This window comes from Pseudomonas sp. SDO5215_S409, from assembly GCF_054071325.1.
The window spans coordinates 12,667-32,101 of sequence record NZ_JBSVWN010000033.1 but is presented as its reverse complement, the minus strand read 5'-3'; the positions used below and the strand labels follow the sequence as shown (position 1 = coordinate 32,101).

Annotated in this window: 16 protein-coding genes; 10 read left to right on the top strand and 6 right to left on the bottom strand. The window is 62.4% G+C overall.

Translation table 11 applies throughout. The annotated features are described in order from the left end of the window. Positions 1 to 7: 7 nt before the first annotated feature. The 3 genes from ACW9H9_RS17510 to ACW9H9_RS17500 all read left to right on the top strand — a co-directional run bounded on the left by ACW9H9_RS17510 (position 8) and on the right by ACW9H9_RS17500 (position 4,019). On the top strand, positions 8 to 670 hold the full coding sequence (locus ACW9H9_RS17510; RefSeq protein WP_457344373.1) for an alanyl-tRNA editing protein: 663 nt from the start codon (positions 8 to 10) through the stop codon (positions 668 to 670). A gap of 269 nt (positions 671 to 939) precedes the next feature. After that, positions 940 to 2,682 (top strand): ABC transporter permease, encoded by a 1,743-nt coding sequence (locus tag ACW9H9_RS17505; RefSeq protein ID WP_457344374.1) that lies wholly within the window; start codon positions 940 to 942, stop codon positions 2,680 to 2,682. A 14-nt stretch (positions 2,683 to 2,696) separates the two neighbouring features. After that, positions 2,697 to 4,019, top strand: a complete 1,323-nt coding sequence (locus tag ACW9H9_RS17500; RefSeq protein WP_457344375.1) for an ABC transporter ATP-binding protein — start codon at positions 2,697 to 2,699, stop codon at positions 4,017 to 4,019. A gap of 84 nt (positions 4,020 to 4,103) precedes the next feature. Here ACW9H9_RS17500 and prpF read toward each other — a convergent pair whose 3' ends face one another. The 5 genes from prpF to ACW9H9_RS17475 all read right to left on the bottom strand — a co-directional run bounded on the left by prpF (position 4,104) and on the right by ACW9H9_RS17475 (position 10,744). Further along, on the bottom strand, positions 4,104 to 5,294 hold the full coding sequence (gene prpF / locus ACW9H9_RS17495; RefSeq protein WP_457344376.1) for a 2-methylaconitate cis-trans isomerase PrpF: 1,191 nt from the start codon (positions 5,292 to 5,294) through the stop codon (positions 4,104 to 4,106). Positions 5,295 to 5,305: 11 nt separating this feature from the next. Next, positions 5,306 to 7,900, bottom strand: coding sequence for a Fe/S-dependent 2-methylisocitrate dehydratase AcnD (gene acnD / locus ACW9H9_RS17490; protein ID WP_457344401.1), 2,595 nt, complete (start codon positions 7,898 to 7,900; stop codon positions 5,306 to 5,308). Positions 7,901 to 7,970: 70 nt separating this feature from the next. Continuing rightward, positions 7,971 to 9,101 (bottom strand): bifunctional 2-methylcitrate synthase/citrate synthase, encoded by a 1,131-nt coding sequence (prpC, locus tag ACW9H9_RS17485; RefSeq protein ID WP_457344377.1) that lies wholly within the window; start codon positions 9,099 to 9,101, stop codon positions 7,971 to 7,973. A gap of 42 nt (positions 9,102 to 9,143) precedes the next feature. Beyond that, complete coding sequence (prpB, locus tag ACW9H9_RS17480) at positions 9,144 to 10,037, bottom strand: methylisocitrate lyase (RefSeq protein ID WP_457344378.1); 894 nt, start codon at positions 10,035 to 10,037, stop codon at positions 9,144 to 9,146. Continuing rightward, positions 10,034 to 10,744: a GntR family transcriptional regulator gene (locus ACW9H9_RS17475; protein ID WP_457344379.1), complete on the bottom strand. Its 711-nt coding sequence runs from the start codon at positions 10,742 to 10,744 to the stop codon at positions 10,034 to 10,036. The genes prpB and ACW9H9_RS17475 overlap by 4 nt, the downstream gene beginning before the upstream one ends. A 272-nt stretch (positions 10,745 to 11,016) precedes the next feature. Between ACW9H9_RS17475 and rloA the strand changes: the two genes are divergently transcribed. The 5 genes from rloA (at position 11,017) to ACW9H9_RS17450 (ending at position 16,027) form a co-directional block, all read left to right on the top strand. Then, positions 11,017 to 11,559, top strand: coding sequence for a retropepsin-like aspartic peptidase RloA (gene rloA, locus ACW9H9_RS17470; protein ID WP_457344380.1), 543 nt, complete (start codon positions 11,017 to 11,019; stop codon positions 11,557 to 11,559). Between the two features lie 5 nt (positions 11,560 to 11,564). Further along, on the top strand, positions 11,565 to 13,097 hold the full coding sequence (rloB, locus tag ACW9H9_RS17465; protein WP_457344381.1) for an osmotic stress tolerance membrane protein RloB: 1,533 nt from the start codon (positions 11,565 to 11,567) through the stop codon (positions 13,095 to 13,097). Next, on the top strand, positions 13,097 to 14,092 hold the full coding sequence (locus tag ACW9H9_RS17460; protein WP_457344382.1) for an alpha-L-glutamate ligase-like protein: 996 nt from the start codon (positions 13,097 to 13,099) through the stop codon (positions 14,090 to 14,092). Before rloB ends, ACW9H9_RS17460 begins: the two co-directional genes overlap by 1 nt. A gap of 77 nt (positions 14,093 to 14,169) precedes the next feature. After that, positions 14,170 to 15,513, top strand: a complete 1,344-nt coding sequence (pabB, locus tag ACW9H9_RS17455; protein WP_457344383.1) for an aminodeoxychorismate synthase component I — start codon at positions 14,170 to 14,172, stop codon at positions 15,511 to 15,513. Between the two features lie 157 nt (positions 15,514 to 15,670). After that, positions 15,671 to 16,027 carry a helix-turn-helix domain-containing protein gene (locus ACW9H9_RS17450; protein ID WP_457344384.1) on the top strand — a complete coding sequence of 119 codons (357 nt, stop codon included), beginning with the start codon at positions 15,671 to 15,673 and terminating at the stop codon, positions 16,025 to 16,027. A 16-nt stretch (positions 16,028 to 16,043) separates the two neighbouring features. Here ACW9H9_RS17450 and thrH read toward each other — a convergent pair whose 3' ends face one another. After that, positions 16,044 to 16,661 (bottom strand): bifunctional phosphoserine phosphatase/homoserine phosphotransferase ThrH, encoded by a 618-nt coding sequence (gene thrH / locus ACW9H9_RS17445; protein ID WP_457344385.1) that lies wholly within the window; start codon positions 16,659 to 16,661, stop codon positions 16,044 to 16,046. Between the two features lie 154 nt (positions 16,662 to 16,815). Between thrH and ACW9H9_RS17440 the strand changes: the two genes are divergently transcribed. Together ACW9H9_RS17440 and ACW9H9_RS17435 are read left to right on the top strand one after the other, a co-directional pair. Continuing rightward, positions 16,816 to 17,550 carry a phosphoadenylyl-sulfate reductase gene (locus ACW9H9_RS17440; RefSeq protein ID WP_457344386.1) on the top strand — a complete coding sequence of 245 codons (735 nt, stop codon included), beginning with the start codon at positions 16,816 to 16,818 and terminating at the stop codon, positions 17,548 to 17,550. Positions 17,551 to 17,901: 351 nt separating this feature from the next. Beyond that, positions 17,902 to 19,431: an NCS1 family nucleobase:cation symporter-1 gene (locus ACW9H9_RS17435; protein WP_457344387.1), complete on the top strand. Its 1,530-nt coding sequence runs from the start codon at positions 17,902 to 17,904 to the stop codon at positions 19,429 to 19,431. Positions 19,432 to 19,435 lie beyond the last annotated feature (4 nt).

Sequence of the window (19,435 nt, the reverse complement as noted above, 5' to 3'; positions counted from 1 at the left end):
GTTCACGATGTCTGTCCACACCATGGAAACCCTGGCCCTGTTTGACAACGAGCCTTACCGGAGCACGTTCAGCGCCCGTGTCGTTGCCGTCGCCGACGAGGGCGTGATTCTTGAACACAGCCTGTTCTACCCCACCGGCGGTGGCCAGCCCGGCGACAGCGGCTGGTTGACCCTGGCCGACGGCACCGAGGTGCAGGTGCTCGGCACGGTGCGTGACCGCCAATTGCCGTCGATCATCTGGCACCAAGTGCAGCACTGCCCACCGCACTTGTGCGCCGGTGCGCTGGTCAATGCGCGACTGGACTGGGAGCGCCGTTACCAGCACATGAAGATGCACACCTGCCTGCACCTGCTGTGCTCGCTCATCGATGCGCCGGTCACCGGCTGCAGCATCAGCGCCGACAAAGGCCGCCTGGACTTCGACCTGCCCGAGATGACACTGGACAAAAACAACCTCACCCACGCCCTGAACGGCCTGATCGAGCAGGCGCTGCCGGTGCGGATACACCCCGGCCCTCACGCCACACGCCGGGTGGACATCAGCGGCGTCGACCTGCAGCCCTGCGGCGGTACGCACGTGGCCAACACGGCCGAAATCGGTCGGGTGTACTGCGAAAAAATCGAAAAAAAGAGCGCACATAACCGACGGGTGGTGCTGCGCTTTGAATAAGGCGGCAGCACGCCACTTTTTTTACTCAAAACTGACATGAATTTTATGCTTTTGTAACATTTTGAAATATACAATCCCCGCGAGCGGAGCACCGGGCCATCACTCGGTGCGCCAGCCCCCCTGCCCCCAATGATTTCATGGGGTACGCAACACTCACCGCCCCTTGAAACGGTAGAACGAGCGCCCGCTCATTCCCGGTGGGTCATGTCCATAGAAGCTACGCTCACAAAGCCGCGCCCCTACCCCGAACACGGCTGGAATAACTGCCTATGAAAAGAGTGTTCCGTCATTACATCCCGGCCACCACCCGGCGCCTGCTCCCCAACCGCTGGGACCTGATCGCCATGCCGCTGGTGATCGGCTTTTTGCTGTTTTTCTCGCTGGCCGCCCGCGAAACCTGGGCCCCCATCGAAACCCTGCAAAACGAAGTGATTTCCCTCGACCCGGCCAACCTGCCGGAATATGCCATGCGCACCACCTTGCGCATGCTGGCCGCAATGGTCGCGGCGCTAGCGTTCACCCTGCTCTACGGCACCCTGGCGGCCAAGAGCCGGCGCGCCGAAAAACTCTTGGTGCCGGTGCTCGACATCCTGCAATCGGTGCCGGTGCTGGGCTACATCTCCTTTACCGTGACCTTTTTCCTGCTGCTGTTTCCCGGCCGGGTGCTGGGGGCGGAGTTCGCGGCGATTTTTGCGATTTTTACCAGCCAGGCCTGGAACATGACGTTCAGCTTCTACCAGTCGCTGCGCATGCTGCCGGCCGACCTGGAAGAGGTGTCGAGCAACCTGCAGTTGTCCGGCTGGCAGAAGTTCTGGAAGCTCGACGTGCCGTTCGCCATCCCCGGCCTGGTGTGGAACATGATGATGAGCATGTCCGGCGGCTGGTTTTTTGTGGTGGCCTCCGAAGCCATCACCGTCGGTGACAAGACCATCACCCTGCCCGGCGTGGGTTCGTACCTGGCGCTGGCCATTTCACAAAAAGACCTGCACGCCGTGGGCTACGTGATTGTGGCGATGATCGCGGTCATCCTGATCTACGACCAGTTCCTGTTCCGCCCGCTGGTGGCGTGGGCCGACAAGTTCCGCATGGAAAACACCGCGTCCCAGGTGGAGGCGCCGCAATCCTGGGTGCTGAACCTGATCCAGCGCACCCGCATGATCCAGCGCATCCTGCGCCCGATCACGCGCACCTTCAGCCGTATCGGCAACAAGCGCCTGAGCTTGCCGCGCGCGGCACGCAACGTCATCCCCGACACCCCGGGCGCCTCGCGCGTGGTGGACTGGGTATGGGGCACCTTTATCGGCCTGCTGACCGCTTACGCGCTGTACCACATCGTGCTGTATATGGGCACCGAAGTGACCCTGGCCGAAGTCGGCCATGTGCTGCTGATGGGCCTGATCACGCTGCTGCGCGTGGTGGGGCTGATCGTGATCGCGTCACTGATCTGGGTGCCGCTGGGGGTCATGATCGGCCTGCGCCCGGCGCTGGCCGAAAAAATCCAGCCGCTGGCGCAGTTTCTCGCGGCGTTTCCGGCCAACCTGCTGTTCCCGGTGTTTGTCATCGTGATCCTGCATTACCATCTCAACCCGGACATCTGGCTGAGCCCGCTGATCGTGCTGGGCACCCAGTGGTACATCCTGTTCAACGTGATCGCTGGCGCCAGCGCGTTTCCCAATGACTATAAAGAGGCGGCAGCCAACTTCCGCATTCGCGGCTGGCTGTGGTGGCGCAAGGTGATGTTGCCGGGGATTTTCCCCTACTACGTGACCGGCGCCATCACGGCCTCGGGCGGTGCGTGGAACGCCAGCATCGTGTCCGAATTTGTCTCCTGGGGCCAGGACCAGGTCGTTGCCCACGGCCTGGGCGCCTATATCGCACAAACCACCGCCGCTGGAGACTTCCCGAAAATCGCCCTTGGGGTGGTGGTGATGTCGTTCTTCGTGGTGGCCTTCAATCGTCTGGTCTGGCGACCGATGTACGCCATGGCCGAAAACAAACTGCGTCTGAATTAAGGGGATTCGATTCGATGAATACCACTCCCGAACACACCCCTGCGGCCCCCGAAATCTACTCGCTCACCGATGTGAATCGGGTATTTGGCAAGGGCAAGGAAGAGCTGCAAGTGCTCAGCGGCGTCAACCTGAGCCTGCGCGAAGGCGAAATCGTCGGCATGCTCGGCCGCTCCGGCTCCGGCAAGTCCACGTTGCTGCGCATCATCGCCGGGCTGATCCAGCCGTCTTCGGGCGACGTGCTCTACAACGGCAAACCCCTGCACGGCCCGGCCGAAGGCGTGGCGATGGTGTTCCAGACCTTTGCCCTGTTCCCATGGCTCACGGTGCTGGAAAACGTCGAAGCAGGCCTGCAAGCGTTGCAGGTCGAACGCAAGCAAGCACGCAAGCGCGCCCTGGCGGCCATCGACCTGATCGGCCTCGACGGTTTCGAAAACGCCTACCCCCGCGAACTCTCCGGCGGCATGCGCCAACGCGTGGGGTTTGCCCGGGGCCTGGTGGTGAACCCCACGCTGCTGCTGATGGACGAACCCTTCTCGGCCCTCGACGTGCTCACCGCCGAAACCCTGCGCACCGACCTGCTGGACCTGTGGAGCGGCAAGCAACTGCCGATCAAGTCGATTCTGATCGTGACCCACAACATCGAAGAAGCGGTGCTGATGTGCGACCGCATCCTGGTGCTGTCGTCCAACCCGGGCAAGGTCGTGGCGGAAATCAAGGTGCCCTTCGCGCACCCGCGCAACCGGCTGGACCCGGCGTTCCGCCAGATGGTCGATGACATCTATGCGCAAATGACCGACCGACGCAGCGCCGACGCCAGCATGGGCAAGGCGGAACTCAAGATGAGCAGCCCGTTGCCGGAAGTGTCCACCAACCTGATGGCCGGCCTGATCGAAACCCTGGCGGCCGAGCCCTACAACGGGCATGCGGGCCTTCAGGACCTGGCCGAACGGCGCCTGCTGGAAGTGGACGATCTGTTCCCGATCGCCGAAATGATCGAGCACCTGGGTTTTGCCGAACTCAAGGGCGCCGACATCACCCTGACCGAGGCGGGCAAGCTGTTTGCCGACTATGGCACCCAGGAACGCAAGACCCAGTTCGCCGAACACCTGCTCAAGCATGTGCCGCTGGCGGCGCGCATTCGCCAGGTGTTGTTGGAGCGCAATGGCCACAGGGCGCCCCGCGTGCGCTTCGAGCAGGAGCTGGAAGACTCGATGACCGAAGCGTTCGTGGAAAAAACCCTGGAGAGCGTGGTGGCCTGGGGACGGTATGCGGAGATCTTCTCCTACGACGACCACACCGAAACCTTCAGCCTGGATGACGTCGAAGGCAGCATGTAAACCACGCGCCGCGCCGCGCGCTCAAGAGCGCAGGCAGCGCGTCAAGGGTGACGTTCCCACGTACGCACGTGGGAACGCGGGCCATCAGAAGCAATCGCCCGGTACGCGCACACAGCCTTCCATCAATACCCGCGCGCTGCGGCTCATGATGGCTTTTTTCACCACCCACTCCCCGTCCACCTGACGGGCCTCGGCGCCCACGCGCAGGGTGCCGGAGGGGTGCCCGAAGCGCACGGCGTTGCGCTCCACACCGCCCGCCGCCAGGTTGACCAAGGTGCCGGAAATAGCCGCCGCCGTGCCGATGGCCACGGCGGCGGTGCCCATCATCGCGTGGTGCAACTTGCCCATCGACAGCGCGCGCACCAGCAAGTCGACATCCCCCGCTTTCACCGCTTTGCCGCTGGATGCCACGTAATCGGCGGGCTTGGCCACAAACGCGACCTTGGGCGTGTGCTGGCGCCCGGCGGCTTCGTCCACGTGCTGGATCAGCCCCATGCGCACCGCGCCATGGGCGCGCACGGTTTCAAACATCGCCAGGGCCTTGGGGTCGCTGTTGATCGCGCCTTGCAGCTCGTTGCCGGTGTAGCCCAGGTCTTGGGCGTTGATAAAAATAGTCGGAATGCCCGCGTTGATCAGCGTCGCCTTGAAGGTGCCGACACCCGGCACCTCTAGCTCATCGATGAGGTTGCCGGTGGGAAACATCGAGCCGCCGCCGCCCTCTTCGTCGGCCGCCGGGTCCAGGAACTCCAACTGCACTTCGGCGGCCGCAAAGGTCACGCCGTCCAGTTCAAAGTCGCCGGTTTCCTGCACCGCGCCCTCGGTGATGGGCACGTGGGCAATGATGGTCTTGCCGATATTGGCCTGCCACACCCGCACCACTGCCACGCCGTTGCGGGGAATGCGCGCCGGGTCCACCAGGCCGTTGCTGACGGCAAACGAGCCGACCGCCGCCGACAGGTTGCCGCAGTTGCCGCTCCAGTCCACAAAGGGTTTGTCGATGGACACCTGGCCGAACAGGTAGTCCACGTCGTGGTCTGCGCGGGTGCTTTTGGCCAGGATCACGGTCTTGCTGGTGCTGGAGGTGGCGCCGCCCATGCCGTCGATCTGCTTGTCGTACGGGTCGGGGCTGCCGATCACCCGCAACAGCAACGCATCGCGCGCGGCCCCGGGCACCTGCGCCGCGACGGGCAGGTCCTGGAGGCTGAAAAACACGCCTTTGCTGGTGCCGCCACGCATGTAGGTGGCGGGGATTCTGATTTGCGCTACGTGAGTCATGGGGGTCCTCGTCAGGCGGTCGCCGCCGATTCCAGGAAATCCTGGGCAAAACGCTGCAACACGCCGCCCGCCTCGTAAATCGATACTTCTTCAGCGGTATCCAGGCGACAGGTCACGGGCACCTCGACGCGCTCGCCGTTCTTGCGGTGGATGACCAGCGTCAGTTGCGCACGCGGGGTGCGCGCGCCGAGCACGTCATAGGTTTCGGTGCCGTCGATGCCCAGGGTCTTGCGGTCGGTGCCCGGCAGGAACTCCAGCGGCAACACGCCCATGCCCACCAGGTTGGTGCGGTGGATGCGCTCGAACCCTTCGGCGGCAATCGCCTCCACCCCGGCCAGGCGCACGCCCTTGGCCGCCCAGTCGCGGGACGAACCCTGGCCGTAGTCGGCACCGGCAATGATGATCAGCGGCTGCTTGCGGTTCATGTAGGTTTCGATGGCTTCCCACATGCGCGTCACCTGCCCTTCGGGCTCGATGCGCGCCAGTGATCCCTGCTTGACCTGGCCGTTTTCCAGGACCATTTCGTTGAACAGTTTGGGGTTGGCAAAGGTGGCACGCTGGGCGGTCAGGTGGTCACCACGGTGCGTTGCGTAGGAGTTGAAGTCCACCTCGGGCAGGCCCATTTTGGCCAGGTACTCGCCAGCGGCGCTGTCGAGCATGATCGCGTTGGACGGCGACAGGTGGTCGGTGGTGATGTTGTCCGGCAGCACCGCCAGCGGGCGCATGCCCTTGAGCGGCCGGGCCCCGGCCAACGCGCCTTCCCAGTACGGCGGGCGGCGGATGTAGGTGCTTTGCGGGCGCCAGTCATACAACGGCTCGACCTTGGGGCCGGTGTCTTCGTGAATCGCAAACATCGGGATGTAGACCTGACGGAACTGTTCCGGCTTGACCGCCGACTGCACCACGGCGTCGATTTCTTCGTCGCTCGGCCACAGGTCCTGCAGGCGGATCTCCTCACCGTTGGGCCCCAGGCCCAGCACGTCTTTTTCGATGTCGAAGCGGATGGTGCCCGCGATAGCGTAGGCCACCACCAGCGGCGGCGACGCCAGGAACGCTTGCTTGGCGTACGGATGGATGCGGCCGTCGAAGTTGCGGTTGCCCGACAGCACGGCGGTGGCGTACAGGTCGCGGTCGATGATCTCTTGCTGGATCACCGGGTCCAGCGCGCCGGACATGCCGTTGCAGGTGGTGCAGGCAAACGCCACCACGCCAAAACCGAGCTGTTCCAACTCATGGTCAAGACCGGCTTCTGCCAGGTACATGGCCACGGTTTTCGAGCCCGGCGCCAGCGAGGACTTGACCCACGGCTTGCGCACAAGCCCCAGCCTGTTGGCGTTGCGCGCCAGCAGGCCGGCGGCAATCACGTTGCGCGGGTTGCTGGTGTTGGTGCAACTGGTGATGGCCGCGATGATCACCGCGCCGTCGGGCATTTGCCCCGGCACGTCATCCCACTGGCCACTGATGCCCTTGGCCGCCAGGTCGCGGGTGGCCAGGCGTGCGTGCGGGTTGCTCGGGCCGGCCATGTTGCGCACGACACTGGACAGGTCGAACGTGAGGCCACGCTCGTATTGCGCGCCCTTGAGGTCATCGGCCCACAGGCCGGTGTGGCGGGCGTATTGCTCCACCAGCGTGACTTGCTCGTCTTCACGCCCGGTGAGTTTCAGGTAGGCGATGGTTTGCGCGTCGATGTAGAACATCGCTGCCGTGGCGCCGTATTCCGGGGCCATGTTGGAGATGGTCGCGCGGTCGCCCAGGGTCAGGTTGGAGGCGCCCTCGCCAAAGAACTCCAGCCATGCGCCGACCACTTTTTGTTTGCGCAGAAACTCGGTCAGCGCCAGCACCATGTCGGTGGCGGTGATGCCCGGTTGCAGCTTGCCGGTCAGCTCCACGCCGACGCTCTCCGGCAGGCGCATCCACGAGGCGCGGCCGAGCATCACGCTTTCGGCTTCAAGGCCGCCGACGCCAATGGCGATCACGCCCAATGCGTCCACGTGCGGGGTGTGGCTGTCGGTGCCCACGCAGGTGTCGGGAAAGGCTACGCCGTCGCGCACCTGGATCACCGGGGACATTTTCTCCAGGTTGATCTGGTGCATGATCCCGTTGCCCGGCGGGATCACATCCACATTCTTGAACGCCTTTTTGGTCCACTCGATAAAGTGAAAACGGTCTTCGTTGCGGCGGTCTTCAATGGCGCGGTTTTTCTCGAACGCATCCGGGTCGGCGCCGCCCGCTTCAACCGCCAGGGAGTGGTCGACGATCAGCTGGGTGGGCACCACCGGGTTGACCTGCGCCGGGTCGCCGCCCTGTTGGGCGATGGCGTCACGCAGGCCGGCCAGGTCCACCAGCGCGGTTTGGCCGAGGATGTCGTGGCACACCACGCGAGCCGGGAACCACGGGAAGTCGAGGTCGCGCTTGCGCTCAATCAGTTGGCTCAAGGACGCATTCAAGGTGGCCGGGTCGCAGCGGCGCACCAGGTTTTCGGCGAGCACCCGGGAGGTGTAGGGCAAGGTGGCGTAGGCGCCAGGAGCGATCGCATCGACAGCCGCGCGGGCGTCAAAAAAATCGAGGCGGCTGCCGGGAAGCGGTTTGCGGTGGTCGGTATTCATCGTCAGACACTCGGTCACGGTAGGTTCAAGCACGTTCCCGCCCTCTTCCTACAGAGGGCGGGAGTGCCGGTCAGCGGCGCTCGATGGGCACGAACTTGCGCTGCTCGACGCCGGTGTATTCGGCGCTGGGTCGGATGATGCGGTTGTTGGCCCGCTGTTCGAACACGTGCGCCGCCCAGCCGGTGAGGCGCGAGCACACGAAGATCGGCGTGAACAGTTGGGTGGGAATGCCCATGAAGTGGTACGCCGAGGCATGGTAGAAGTCGGCGTTGGGGAACAGCTTCTTTTGCTCCCACATGGTCTTGTCGATGGCTTGCGACACCGGGAACAGCACGGTGTCGCCCACTTCATCGGCGAGCTTTTTCGACCAGCCCTTGATCACCTCGTTGCGCGGGTCGCTGTCTTTATAGATCGCGTGGCCAAAGCCCATGATCTTGTCCTTGCGCGCCAGCATGGCGAGGGTGCCTTGCACGGCCTCGTCGGCCGAGGCGAACCGCTCGATCATCTCCATCGCCGCTTCGTTGGCGCCGCCGTGCAACGGGCCGCGCAGGGAGCCGATGGCAGCGGTGACGCACGAATACAGGTCCGACAAGGTGGACGCGCACACCCGGGCGGTAAAGGTCGAGGCGTTGAACTCGTGCTCGGCGTAAAGGATCAGCGAAACGTTCATCACCTTCACGTGCAGCTCGCTGGGCGTCTTGTCGTGCAGCAGGTGCAGGAAATGGCCGCCGAGGGTCGGCTCGTCGGTGACGCAGTTGATGCGTTTACCGCCGTCGTGGCTGAAGCGATACCAGTAGCACATGATCGCCGGGAAGGCCGCGAGCAGACGGTCGGTCACATCGCGCTGGGCGCCGAAGTCTTTTTCGGGCTCCAAGTTGCCCAGAAACGAGCAGCCGGTACGCATCACATCCATCGGGTGCGCGTCGGCGGGGATGCGTTCCAGCACTTCCTTGAGCGCCTGGGGCAAGTCGCGCAGTTGGCCAAGCCGGGCGTTGTAGGCAGCCAGTTGCGCGCGGGTTGGCAGCTCGCCGTACAGCAGCAGGTAGGCGACTTCTTCAAACTGCGCGTCGGCGGCCAGTTCACGCACGTCATAGCCCCGGTACGTCAGCCCGGCACCGGCCTGGCCCACGGTGGACAGTGCCGTCTGCCCGGCCACCTGGCCACGCAGGCCGGCGCCACTCAATACTTTTGCTTCAGCCATGGTTCTTCTCCAATGTTGTAATTATCAGGGAGGGGCGCCGCGTCACTTCTTGGCGCTGAACAGCGCGTCGAGCTTTTGCTCGAAGGTGTGGTAGTCGATGCGGTCGTACAGCTCCATGCGGGTTTGCATGGTGTCGATCACATGCTGCTGCGTCCCGTCACGGCGGATCGCGGTGTAGACGTTTTCGGCCGCCTTGTTCATGGCGCGAAAGGCCGACAGCGGGTACAGCACAATAGAAACATCGGCAGATTGCAGTTGATCGACCGTGTAGAGAGGCGTGGCCCCGAACTCGGTGATGTTGGCCAGAATCGGCGCTTTCACGCGGCTGGCGAACAGTTTGTACATGTCCAGTTCGGTGATGGCTTCCGGGAAGACCATGTCGGCACCGGCTTCGATGCACGCCGCGGCACGCTCCAGGGCAGACTCCAGGCCTTCCACGGCGAGAGCATCGGTGCGCGCCATGATCACGAAGCTGTCATCGGTGCGCGCATCAACGGCAGCCTTGATGCGGTCGACCATTTCCTGCTGCGAGACGATTTCCTTGTTCGGGCGATGGCCGCAACGCTTGGCGCCCACCTGGTCTTCGATATGGATGGCCGCCGCGCCGAACTTGCTCATCGACCTGACGGTGCGCGCCACGTTGAACGCGGAGGAGCCAAAGCCGGTGTCCACGTCCACCAGCAGCGGCAGGTCGCACACGTCGGTGATGCGGCGCACGTCGGTCAGCACGTCGTCCAGGCCGGTGATGCCCAAGTCCGGCACGCCCAGCGAGCCTGCGGCCACGCCGCCGCCCGACAGGTAAATGGCCTTGAACCCGGCGCGCTTGGCCAGCAGGGCGTGGTTGGCGTTGATCGTACCGACCACTTGCAGCGGGTGCTCACTGGCCACCGCATCGCGAAACCGCTGGCCGGGCGTGCTTTTAATAATGGAGCTCATGACTCACCTCTCTGGGGTGCGCCGTCCGGGAAGTGACGGGCGATATTACGTTTGGACGCGCCGATATGGCGGCGCATCAACAACTCGGCCAGTTCACCGTCGCGGTCGGCAATCGCGTCAAGAATGCGGTGGTGCTCGGTAAAGGCCTGGCGGGGACGATTGGGGGTGGCGGAGAACTGGATGCGGTACATGCGCACCAACTGGTACAGCTCGCCGCACAGCATCTGGGTCAGGGTGCGGTTGCGCGCGCCTTGAATGATCCGGTAATGAAAGTCGAAGTCGCCTTCTTGCTGGTAGTAACCGAGGCCCGCCTGGAAGGCTTCGTCGCGCTCGTGGGTGTGCAGCACCTGGCGCAGTTCTTCGATTTCGGCGTCGCTCATGCGCTCGGCGGCCAGGCGGCAGGCCATGCCTTCCAGGGACTCGCGGATCTCGTAGAGTTCCACCAGCTCGGCGTGGCTGAGCGACACCACCCGGGCGCCCACATGCGGCACCCGCACCAGCAGGCGCTGGCCTTCCAGGCGGTGGATGGCCTCGCGCAGCGGGCCACGGCTGATGCCGTAGGTGCGCGCCAGTTCGGGTTCGGAGATCTTGCTGCCGGGCGCGATTTCGCCCTTGACGATGGCGGCCTGGATACGCCGGAAGACGTTCTCGGACATGGTCTGCGAATCGTCTTGAGCCCGGGCGAGGGTTTCTGCTGGCCCCTGCATATTGTCGACACCTTTAAAATCAATGCCGCAAAAACTAGCCAATTGAGCCGGTCGAGTCAAAGAATAAATCCACATTGTCGACAATCGTCTAATAACCCTTGGCGCACTTTACCGGGGCATGGCCGCCTGCCAGCGCTGGCGTCATACAACCTTCATGCTAGAATGCCCGCCACTTTTGCCTGACATCCATGGATGAAAGGGCGCACGAGGGAGCTTGCGCAGCAATGCCGATCGCCTTGAATTGAACATCGCACTGCACCGCGTCAGGATTTATGAGACTCAAGCCCTTCTCCCTATTGTTTTGCTTATTGTTACTGCCCGCGCTGGGTCTTGCGGCCGAGAAAACGGTCTATGGCCTCAACGAATACGCGCACCTGGCCGGTATCGACCTGCAAGTGCCGGCCAAGCTCGACACCGGCGCCAAGACCGCGTCGTTGAGCGCCCGCGACATCAAGCGCTTCAAGCGCAACGGCGAGTCCTGGGTGCGGTTTTACCTGGCCATCGACAAAGCCCATTCCCACCCCATCGAACGTCCCCTGGAGCGCGTGAGCAAGATCAAGCGCCGCGCCGCCGATTACGACGCCGACGCCGAGGACACCAAGCAGTACACTGCCCGTCCGGTGATCGCCGTGGACGTTTGCATGGGCACGACTTTACGCAGCATCGAAGTGAACTTGACTGACCGCAGCACATTCCAATACCCGCTGCTGATCGGCTCCGAAGCGCTCAAACGCTTTGATGCGCTGGTCGACCCCAGTCTCAAATACGCAGCCGGCAAACCTGCCTGCGCCGCCGACGCTCTTACCGCCGAGTAATTTCAATGCGCTCTCTTACACTGCACCTGAAGATTTTGATCGTCATCCTGGTGGTGCTGGGCATTTCGGTCACCGCCTATCAGATCTTCGTGCTGGGGATCCCCGTCACCGAGGACGCCACCGACGATTTGTGGAACATCGACGCCAAGGTCGAGTTCGTCGCCAACCCCAAGGACCCGGTCAAGATCCAGATGTTCGTGCCGCCCTTGAGCCGCGACTTCGTCAGCCTCAATGAAAGCTTTATCTCCAACAACTACGGTGTGAGCGTCAACCGCATCGACGGCAACCGCAAGGTGACCTGGTCGGCCCGGCGCGCCAAGGGCAACCAGACCCTGTATTACCGGCTGGTGCTGACCAAGCGCTACAGCGGCGAAAAATCCAAGGTCAAGGGCCCCACTTTCCGCGACAGCATTGCCGTGGAAGGCCCGGAAAAAATCGCCGCCGAAGCCCTGCTGGCGCCGATTCGCCAGCACTCGGCGGACGTCGAGACATTTATCAGCGAAGCCATCAAGCGCACCAATAACCTGAGCGATGACAACGTCAAACTGCTGCTGGCGGGCGACCCGTCGACGCCGCACAAGGCCAAAATCGTCGAGCTGTTGCTGTCGATCGCCCACGTGCCGGTGGAAAAAGTCCACACCATCCGCCTGGTGGCCGACCAGCCGCAAACCCCGGAACTGTGGCTGCGCAGTTTCAATGGCAGTGACTGGCTGTATTTCAACCCCGAAACCGGCGAGCAAGGCCTGCCCACCGACCGCCTGCTGTGGTGGACCGGCGATGAAAACCTGATCACCGTCGACGGCGGCAAGAAAGCCGCGGTGACGTTCAGCCTGAACAACAGCGAGATGAACGCCATCCGCCTGGCCAAGCTGACGGATGAAAACACCGACGCCAACTTCCTCGAATACTCGCTGTACGGCCTGCCGCTGCAAACCCAGCAGACCTTCATGATCATGGTGATGATCCCGATTGGCGTGCTGGTGATTTTGATCCTGCGCAACCTGATCGGCCTGCAGACCCTCGGCACGTTCACCCCGGTGCTGATCGCCCTGGCGTTTCGCGAGACGCAGTTGGGCTTTGGCATTGCGCTGTTTACGGTGATTACCGCGCTGGGGCTGTCGCTTCGCTCGTACCTGGAACACCTCAAGCTGCAAATGCTGCCAAGGCTTTCGGTGGTGTTGACGTTCGTGGTGGTGCTGATCGCGGCCATCAGCCTGTTCAGCCACAAGCTGGGGCTGGAACGCGGGCTGTCGGTGGCGTTGTTCCCGATGGTGATCCTGACCATGACCATCGAGCGCCTGTCGATCACCTGGGAGGAGCGCGGCGCCGGGCATGCAATGAAGGTCGCCATCGGCACGCTGTTCGCCGCCTCGCTGGCCCACATCATCATGAGCGTGCCGGAGCTGATCTACTTTGTGTTCACCTTCCCGGCGATCCTGCTGATCCTGGTGGGTTTCATGCTGGCCATGGGACGTTATCGCGGCTACCGCCTGACCGAGCTGGTGCGGTTCAAGGCCTTCCTCAAGGCTGACCAGTAATGTTCGGCCTGTGGAAGACCTGGAAGGCCCTGGAAGCGCGGGGGATCATGGGCATCAACCGGCGTAACGCCGACTACGTGCTCAAGTACAACAAGCGCAGCCTGTACCCGATCGTCGATGACAAGATCATCACCAAGGAACGCGCGATCAAGGCGGGCATCCACGTGCCGCAAATGTACGGGGTGATCTCCACCGAGAAGGAAATCGACAAGCTCGACGAGATCATCGGTGGGCGCAGTGACTTCGTGATCAAACCGGCCCAGGGCGCTGGCGGCGACGGCATCCTGGTGATCGCCGACCGCTTCGAAGGCCGCTACCGCACCGTGTCCGGCAAGATCATCAGCCACGAAGAAATCGAACACCAGGTGTCCAGCATCCTCACCGGCCTGTATTCGCTGGGCGGCCACCGCGACCGGGCCCTGATCGAATACCGCGTGGTGCCCGACCAGATCTTCAAAAGCATCAGCTATGAAGGCGTGCCGGACATCCGCATCATCGTGCTGATGGGCTACCCGGTGATGGCCATGCTGCGCCTGCCCACGCGCCAGTCCGGCGGCAAGGCCAACCTGCACCAGGGCGCCATCGGCGTGGGCGTGGACCTGGCCACCGGCCTGACCTTGCGCGGCACCTGGCTGAACAACATCATCACCAAACACCCCGACACCACCAACGCCGTAGACGGTGTGCAACTGCCCTACTGGGACGGGTTCATGAAACTCGCCGCCGGCTGCCATGAACTGTGCGGGCTGGGTTACATCGGCGTGGACATGGTGCTGGACCAGGAAAAAGGCCCGCTGATCCTGGAACTCAATGCCCGGCCGGGGCTGAACATCCAGATCGCCAACGACTGCGGCCTGACCCTGCGCACCCAGGCGGTAGAAGCACACCTGGCCGAATTGAAGGCCATGGGCGTGACCGAAACGCCCGAAGAGCGTGTGAGATTTGTGCAAGAGATGTTCGGGCATATTGGAACGGCTTCAAGCACCGAGCTTTAAGCGGCAAGGATGAACACTGTGTTTTTAACGTGCGGCTTCAAGCTTGGAGCTTGAAGCGGCCCCATTGACTGACGTGCATGTCGACCTGCTCCGTACACCCGCTGCCTTACCGCGCCAACCCTGCCGAGTTTTTCGCGGCGATCCGTCACGCCCCCGGCGCGGTGCTGCTGGACAGCGGCCGGCCGACGGCCGAACGCGGGCGTTATGACCTGCTCAGCGCCTGGCCACACGCCACCCTGACCGCGCAGGCCGACGAAAGCGGCAGCGATTTCCTGCAACGCCTGCGCGAAAGCCTCACGCAATTGGGCGAAGCAACGCTGCCCGCGTCCTACGAACTGCCGTTTGCCGGTGGCCTGATCGGCTACCTGAGCTACGACTTCGGGCGCCGCCTGGAACCACTGCCGCACCTCGCACTGGATGACCTGCACCTGCCCGACGCCCGTTTTGGCCTCTACGCCTGGGCACTGATCAGCGATCACCAGGCCCAGACCAGCCAACTGGTGTTTCACCCCAGCCTGCCAGCAGACGAACGCCAGCGACTGACCGCCCTGTTCAGCCAGCCCACCGTCAGCACCGCCGCGCCTTTCAAACTGCACGCACCGATGACGCCAGACCTGAGCGCCAGCACCTATCAACACGCGATTGAGCGCATCCACGCCTACATCCAGGCGGGCGACTGCTACCAGGTCAACTTCGCCCAACGGTTCCGCGCGCCCTGCACGGGCGATGCGTGGGCGGCCTATTGCGCGTTGCGCGAGGCCTGCCCTACGCCGTTTTCCGGGTTTCAGAGCCTGCCCGATGACGGCGCGGTGCTGAGCCTGTCGCCCGAGCGATTTGTGCACGTCAGCCAACGCCAGGTGGAAACCCGCCCCATCAAGGGCACCCGCCCACGCGGCGCCACGCCCCGCGAAGACGCCGCCAACGCCGCCGAACTGCTGGCCAGTCCCAAGGATCGCGCCGAAAACCTGATGATCGTCGACCTGCTCCGCAACGACCTGGGCCGCACCTGCCGCACCGGCTCCGTACGCGTGCCGCAACTGTTCAGCCTGGAAAGCTACCCCAACGTGCACCACCTGGTGAGCAGCGTCACCGGCGAGCTGGCAAGCGGCAAAGACGCCCTGGACCTGATCGCTGGCAGCTTTCCCGGCGGCTCCATCACCGGCGCCCCGAAAATCCGCGCCATGCAGATCATCGACGAACTGGAACCCACCCGCCGCGGCCTGTACTGCGGCTCACTGCTGTACCTGGACGTACGCGGCGAAATGGACAGCTCGATCGCCATCCGCAGCCTGCTGGTAAAAGACGGCCAGATAAGCTGCTGGGGCGGCGGCGGGATCGTCGCGGACTCCGAGTGGGAGGCGGAGTATCAGGAGTCGATGACGAAGGTGCGGGTGTTGTTGCGTACGTTGGAGGGGTTGTAGACGCTGACGCCAGCCAGACGCGTGAAGCGGCGCTCACCGATTATTGTTCACACGATATTTCCGCGATTGCATTCGAGCCCAGCAGGTCTCAATATCTCCCATATTGGGAGAAAGCACTTGCCTCCTGCCCCGAATAAACCTACGCTCAGACTGTGTAATGAACCTAAAACCCATCCGCACCCCTGAAGACCACGCCGCCGCACTCACGCGCGTTGAGCAGCTTTGGGGCGCGCCCCTTGGTTCGCCTGAAGGCGATGAGCTGGAGATTCTTGCGCTGCTGATCGAAAAGTATGAAGCGCAGCAATTTCCGATGCCGCCTTCCGATCCGATCGAGGCGATCAAGTTTCGTATGGACCAACTGGGCATGACCGCCCGTGACCTGGAGCCGTTCATTGGCACCAGCGGGCGGGTGTCCGAGGTATTGAACCACAAGCGCAAGCTCAGCCTGGCAATGATCAAGCGACTGCACGAGGGGTTGCGCATTCCTTACGAAAGCCTACTGGCAGGCGTTTAGGTGGCGCCCGCCCTCCTTATAAACTCAACGGTCGATTCGACGCCTTGATGAACGCTTTCTTCAGGTCCTCGAACGTATGCACCGCCGGGAACTGCGGGAATTCGCGGATGACGTTGTCCGGCGCATGGAACAGGATCCCCTGGTCCGCTTCGCCCAGCATGGTGATGTCGTTGTAGGAGTCGCCCGCGGCGATGATGCGGTAATACAGGCTTTTGAAGGCCAGGACCGACTGGCGCTTGGGGTCTTTCTGACGCAGTTGGTAGCTCACCAGCCGGTCGTTTTCATCGGTGATCAGGCGGTGGCACAGCAGGGTCGGGAAGCCCAACTGACGCATGAGCGGCTGGGAAAATTCGTAGAAGGTGTCCGAGAGAATCACCACCTGGAAACGCTCGCGCAACCAGTTGACGAACTCGACCGCGCCGTCCAGCGGCGTGAGGGTGGCGATCACTTCCTGGATATCGGCCAGTTTGAGCCCGTGCTCGTCGAGAATGCGCAGGCGCTGTTTCATCAGCACGTCGTAGTCGGGAATGTCCCGGGTGGTAGCCCGTAGGGAGGGGATACCGGTTTTTTCGGCGAACGCGATCCAGATTTCCGGAACCAGCACCCCTTCCAGGTCAAGGCAGGCAATTTCCACAAGACACTCCCATTTCTAAACGTTGTGTGTTGAGCGAGCAAAAGGACTGCCGAACTCTAGTGGCTCATGCCGGGCACCGCAACGCAGGCAGGATTTTGTTACCATCGCCTCCCTATAGAGCGCTCAGCGCCATTGACCTGTAGGAACCGTCCTGATGAACCAAGCCTTTGACGTCGCCGAACTCGCCGCGACTTATGCCAACAAATCCGCCCAGGACATTCTCAAGCTGGCGTTCAGCCAGTTCGGTGATGACCTGTGGATTTCCTTCAGCGGTGCCGAGGATGTGGTACTGGTCGACATGGCCTGGAAGCTCAACAAAAACGTCAAGGTGTTCAGCCTCGACACCGGCCGCCTGCACCCCGAGACTTACCGGTTCATCGAGCAGGTGCGTGAGCACTACAAGATCGACATCGAACTGATCTCGCCGGACCAGAGCAAGCTGGAACCGTTCGTGAAGCAAAAGGGCCTGTTCAGCTTCTATAAGGACGGCCATGGCGAATGCTGCGGCGTGCGCAAGATCGAGCCGCTGCGCCGCAAACTCTCCGGCGTGACCGCCTGGGCCACCGGGCAACGTCGCGACCAGAGCCCGGGCACCCGCAGCCAGGTGGCTGCGCTGGAAATCGACACCGCGTTCTCCACCCCGCAACGCACGCTGTACAAGTTCAACCCGCTGGCGCAGATGACCAGTGAAGAGGTGTGGGGTTATATCCGCATGCTCGAGCTGCCGTACAACAGCCTGCACGAACGGGGCTACATCAGCATTGGCTGCGAGCCCTGCACCCGGCCAGTGCTGCCTAACCAGCACGAGCGCGAAGGCCGTTGGTGGTGGGAAGAGGCAACGCAGAAAGAATGCGGGCTGCATGCCGGAAATATCATCAGCAAAGGCTGAAGCCGCCTAAAAACCTGTACACAGAAATGTCACTTTAGGTGCCATTTTTGTGTGCACTTATCAATCCAATTGCACCAAAATGTTACATCCCTTCTCGTTACGCCCCACGCCTGAAAACCCTCGCTTACCCGTCTATAAAATAAATAGCTGCTCGATCGGTCAACTTATAGTCTTTTAAATTCAGTAATTTACAAAAAAACCAATCAAAACAAAATTACGCCGCCCGTTGATAGACAAGAATCTGGCACGCATGTGGCTTAAGGTGGAAACCACTTTGTATACAATCGACAAAAAACATACATACACTTTAGCCTTCGCCTATTTTTCGGGGAGGCTGTGGAGCCTGCCGGAATGCGTACACGCCTGAACACCCTCGCACTGGATCTGCCCTCCCCCTCGCCCCTGACCCCGTCGCCTTTCAGCACCGCCACGCCAGAACTCAGCCCACGCCTGCACAACAAGGATCTGGCCCCCACCAAGACCGAAGGCCGGCGCTGGGGCGGCTACAGCATCTTTGCGTTGTGGTCCAACGATGTGCACAACATTGCCAACTATTCCTTTGCGATCGGGCTGTATGCCATGGGCCTGGGCGGCTGGCAGATTCTGCTGTCGCTGGGCATTGGCGCGGCGCTGGTGTTTTTCTTCATGAACCTGTCGGGCTATATGGGGCAAAAAACCGGGGTGCCGTTCCCGGTGATCAGCCGGATAAGCTTTGGCATCCACGGCGCGCAGGTGCCAGCGCTGATCCGAGCGGTGATTGCGATTGCCTGGTTTGGTATCCAGACCTACCTCGCCTCGGTGGTTTTCCGCGTGCTGTTGACGGCCATTCACCCAGGCTTTGCCGACTATGACCACAACGCGCTGCTGGGCCTGTCCACCCTGGGCTGGGCCTGTTTCATCATGATCTGGCTGGTGCAACTGGTGATCCTGGCGTACGGCATGGAGATGGTGCGCCGTTACGAAGCGTTTGCCGGGCCGGTGATTTTGCTGACCGTGGCCTGCCTGGCCGGGTGGATGTACTACCAGGCCCACGGCACCATCGCCTGGTCGATTCGCGAACCGCTGACCGGCGCCGAGATGTGGCGCAATATCTTTGCCGGTGGGGCGTTGTGGCTGGCGATCTACGGCACGCTGATCCTCAACTTCTGCGATTTCGCACGTTCCGCACCGTCCCGTCGCACCATTACCGTGGGCAATTTCTGGGGCCTGCCGGTGAATATTCTGGTGTTTGCCGCCATCACCGTGCTGTTGTGCGGCGGGCAATTCCAGCTCAATGGCCAGGTCATCGAAAGCCCGACGCAGATCATTGCCGCGATCCCCAACACGTTTTTCCTGGTGCTGGGCTGCCTGGCGTTTTTGATCGTCACCGTGGCGGTGAACATCATGGCCAACTTCGTCGCCCCAGCCTTTGTGTTGAGCAACCTGGCCCCCAAGCACTTGAACTTTCGCCGCGCCGGGCTGATCAGCGCCACCGTGGCCGTGGTGATCCTGCCGTGGAACCTCTACAACAGCCCGCTGGTGATCGTGTATTTCCTGTCGGGGCTGGGCGCGCTGCTGGGGCCGTTGTACGGCATCATCATGGTCGATTACTGGTTGATCCGCCGCCAGCAAGTCAACGTCCCACAGCTGTACAGCGAAGATCCCCACGGCGCCTATTACTACACCCACGGCGTCAACCTGCGCGCGGTGGCGGCGTTCGTTCCGGCGGCGGTGATCGCCATCCTGCTCGCGCTGTTGCCGGGTTTTCATGAAGTGTCGCCGTTCTCCTGGTTGTTTGGTGCCGGTATTGCGGGGCTGCTGTACCGGGTCATTACCAAGCGCCACCTCTTTTACGCGGATGTCAGCGGCGAAAGCATCGCCGTGGACAACGTCAGCCATTAATCAT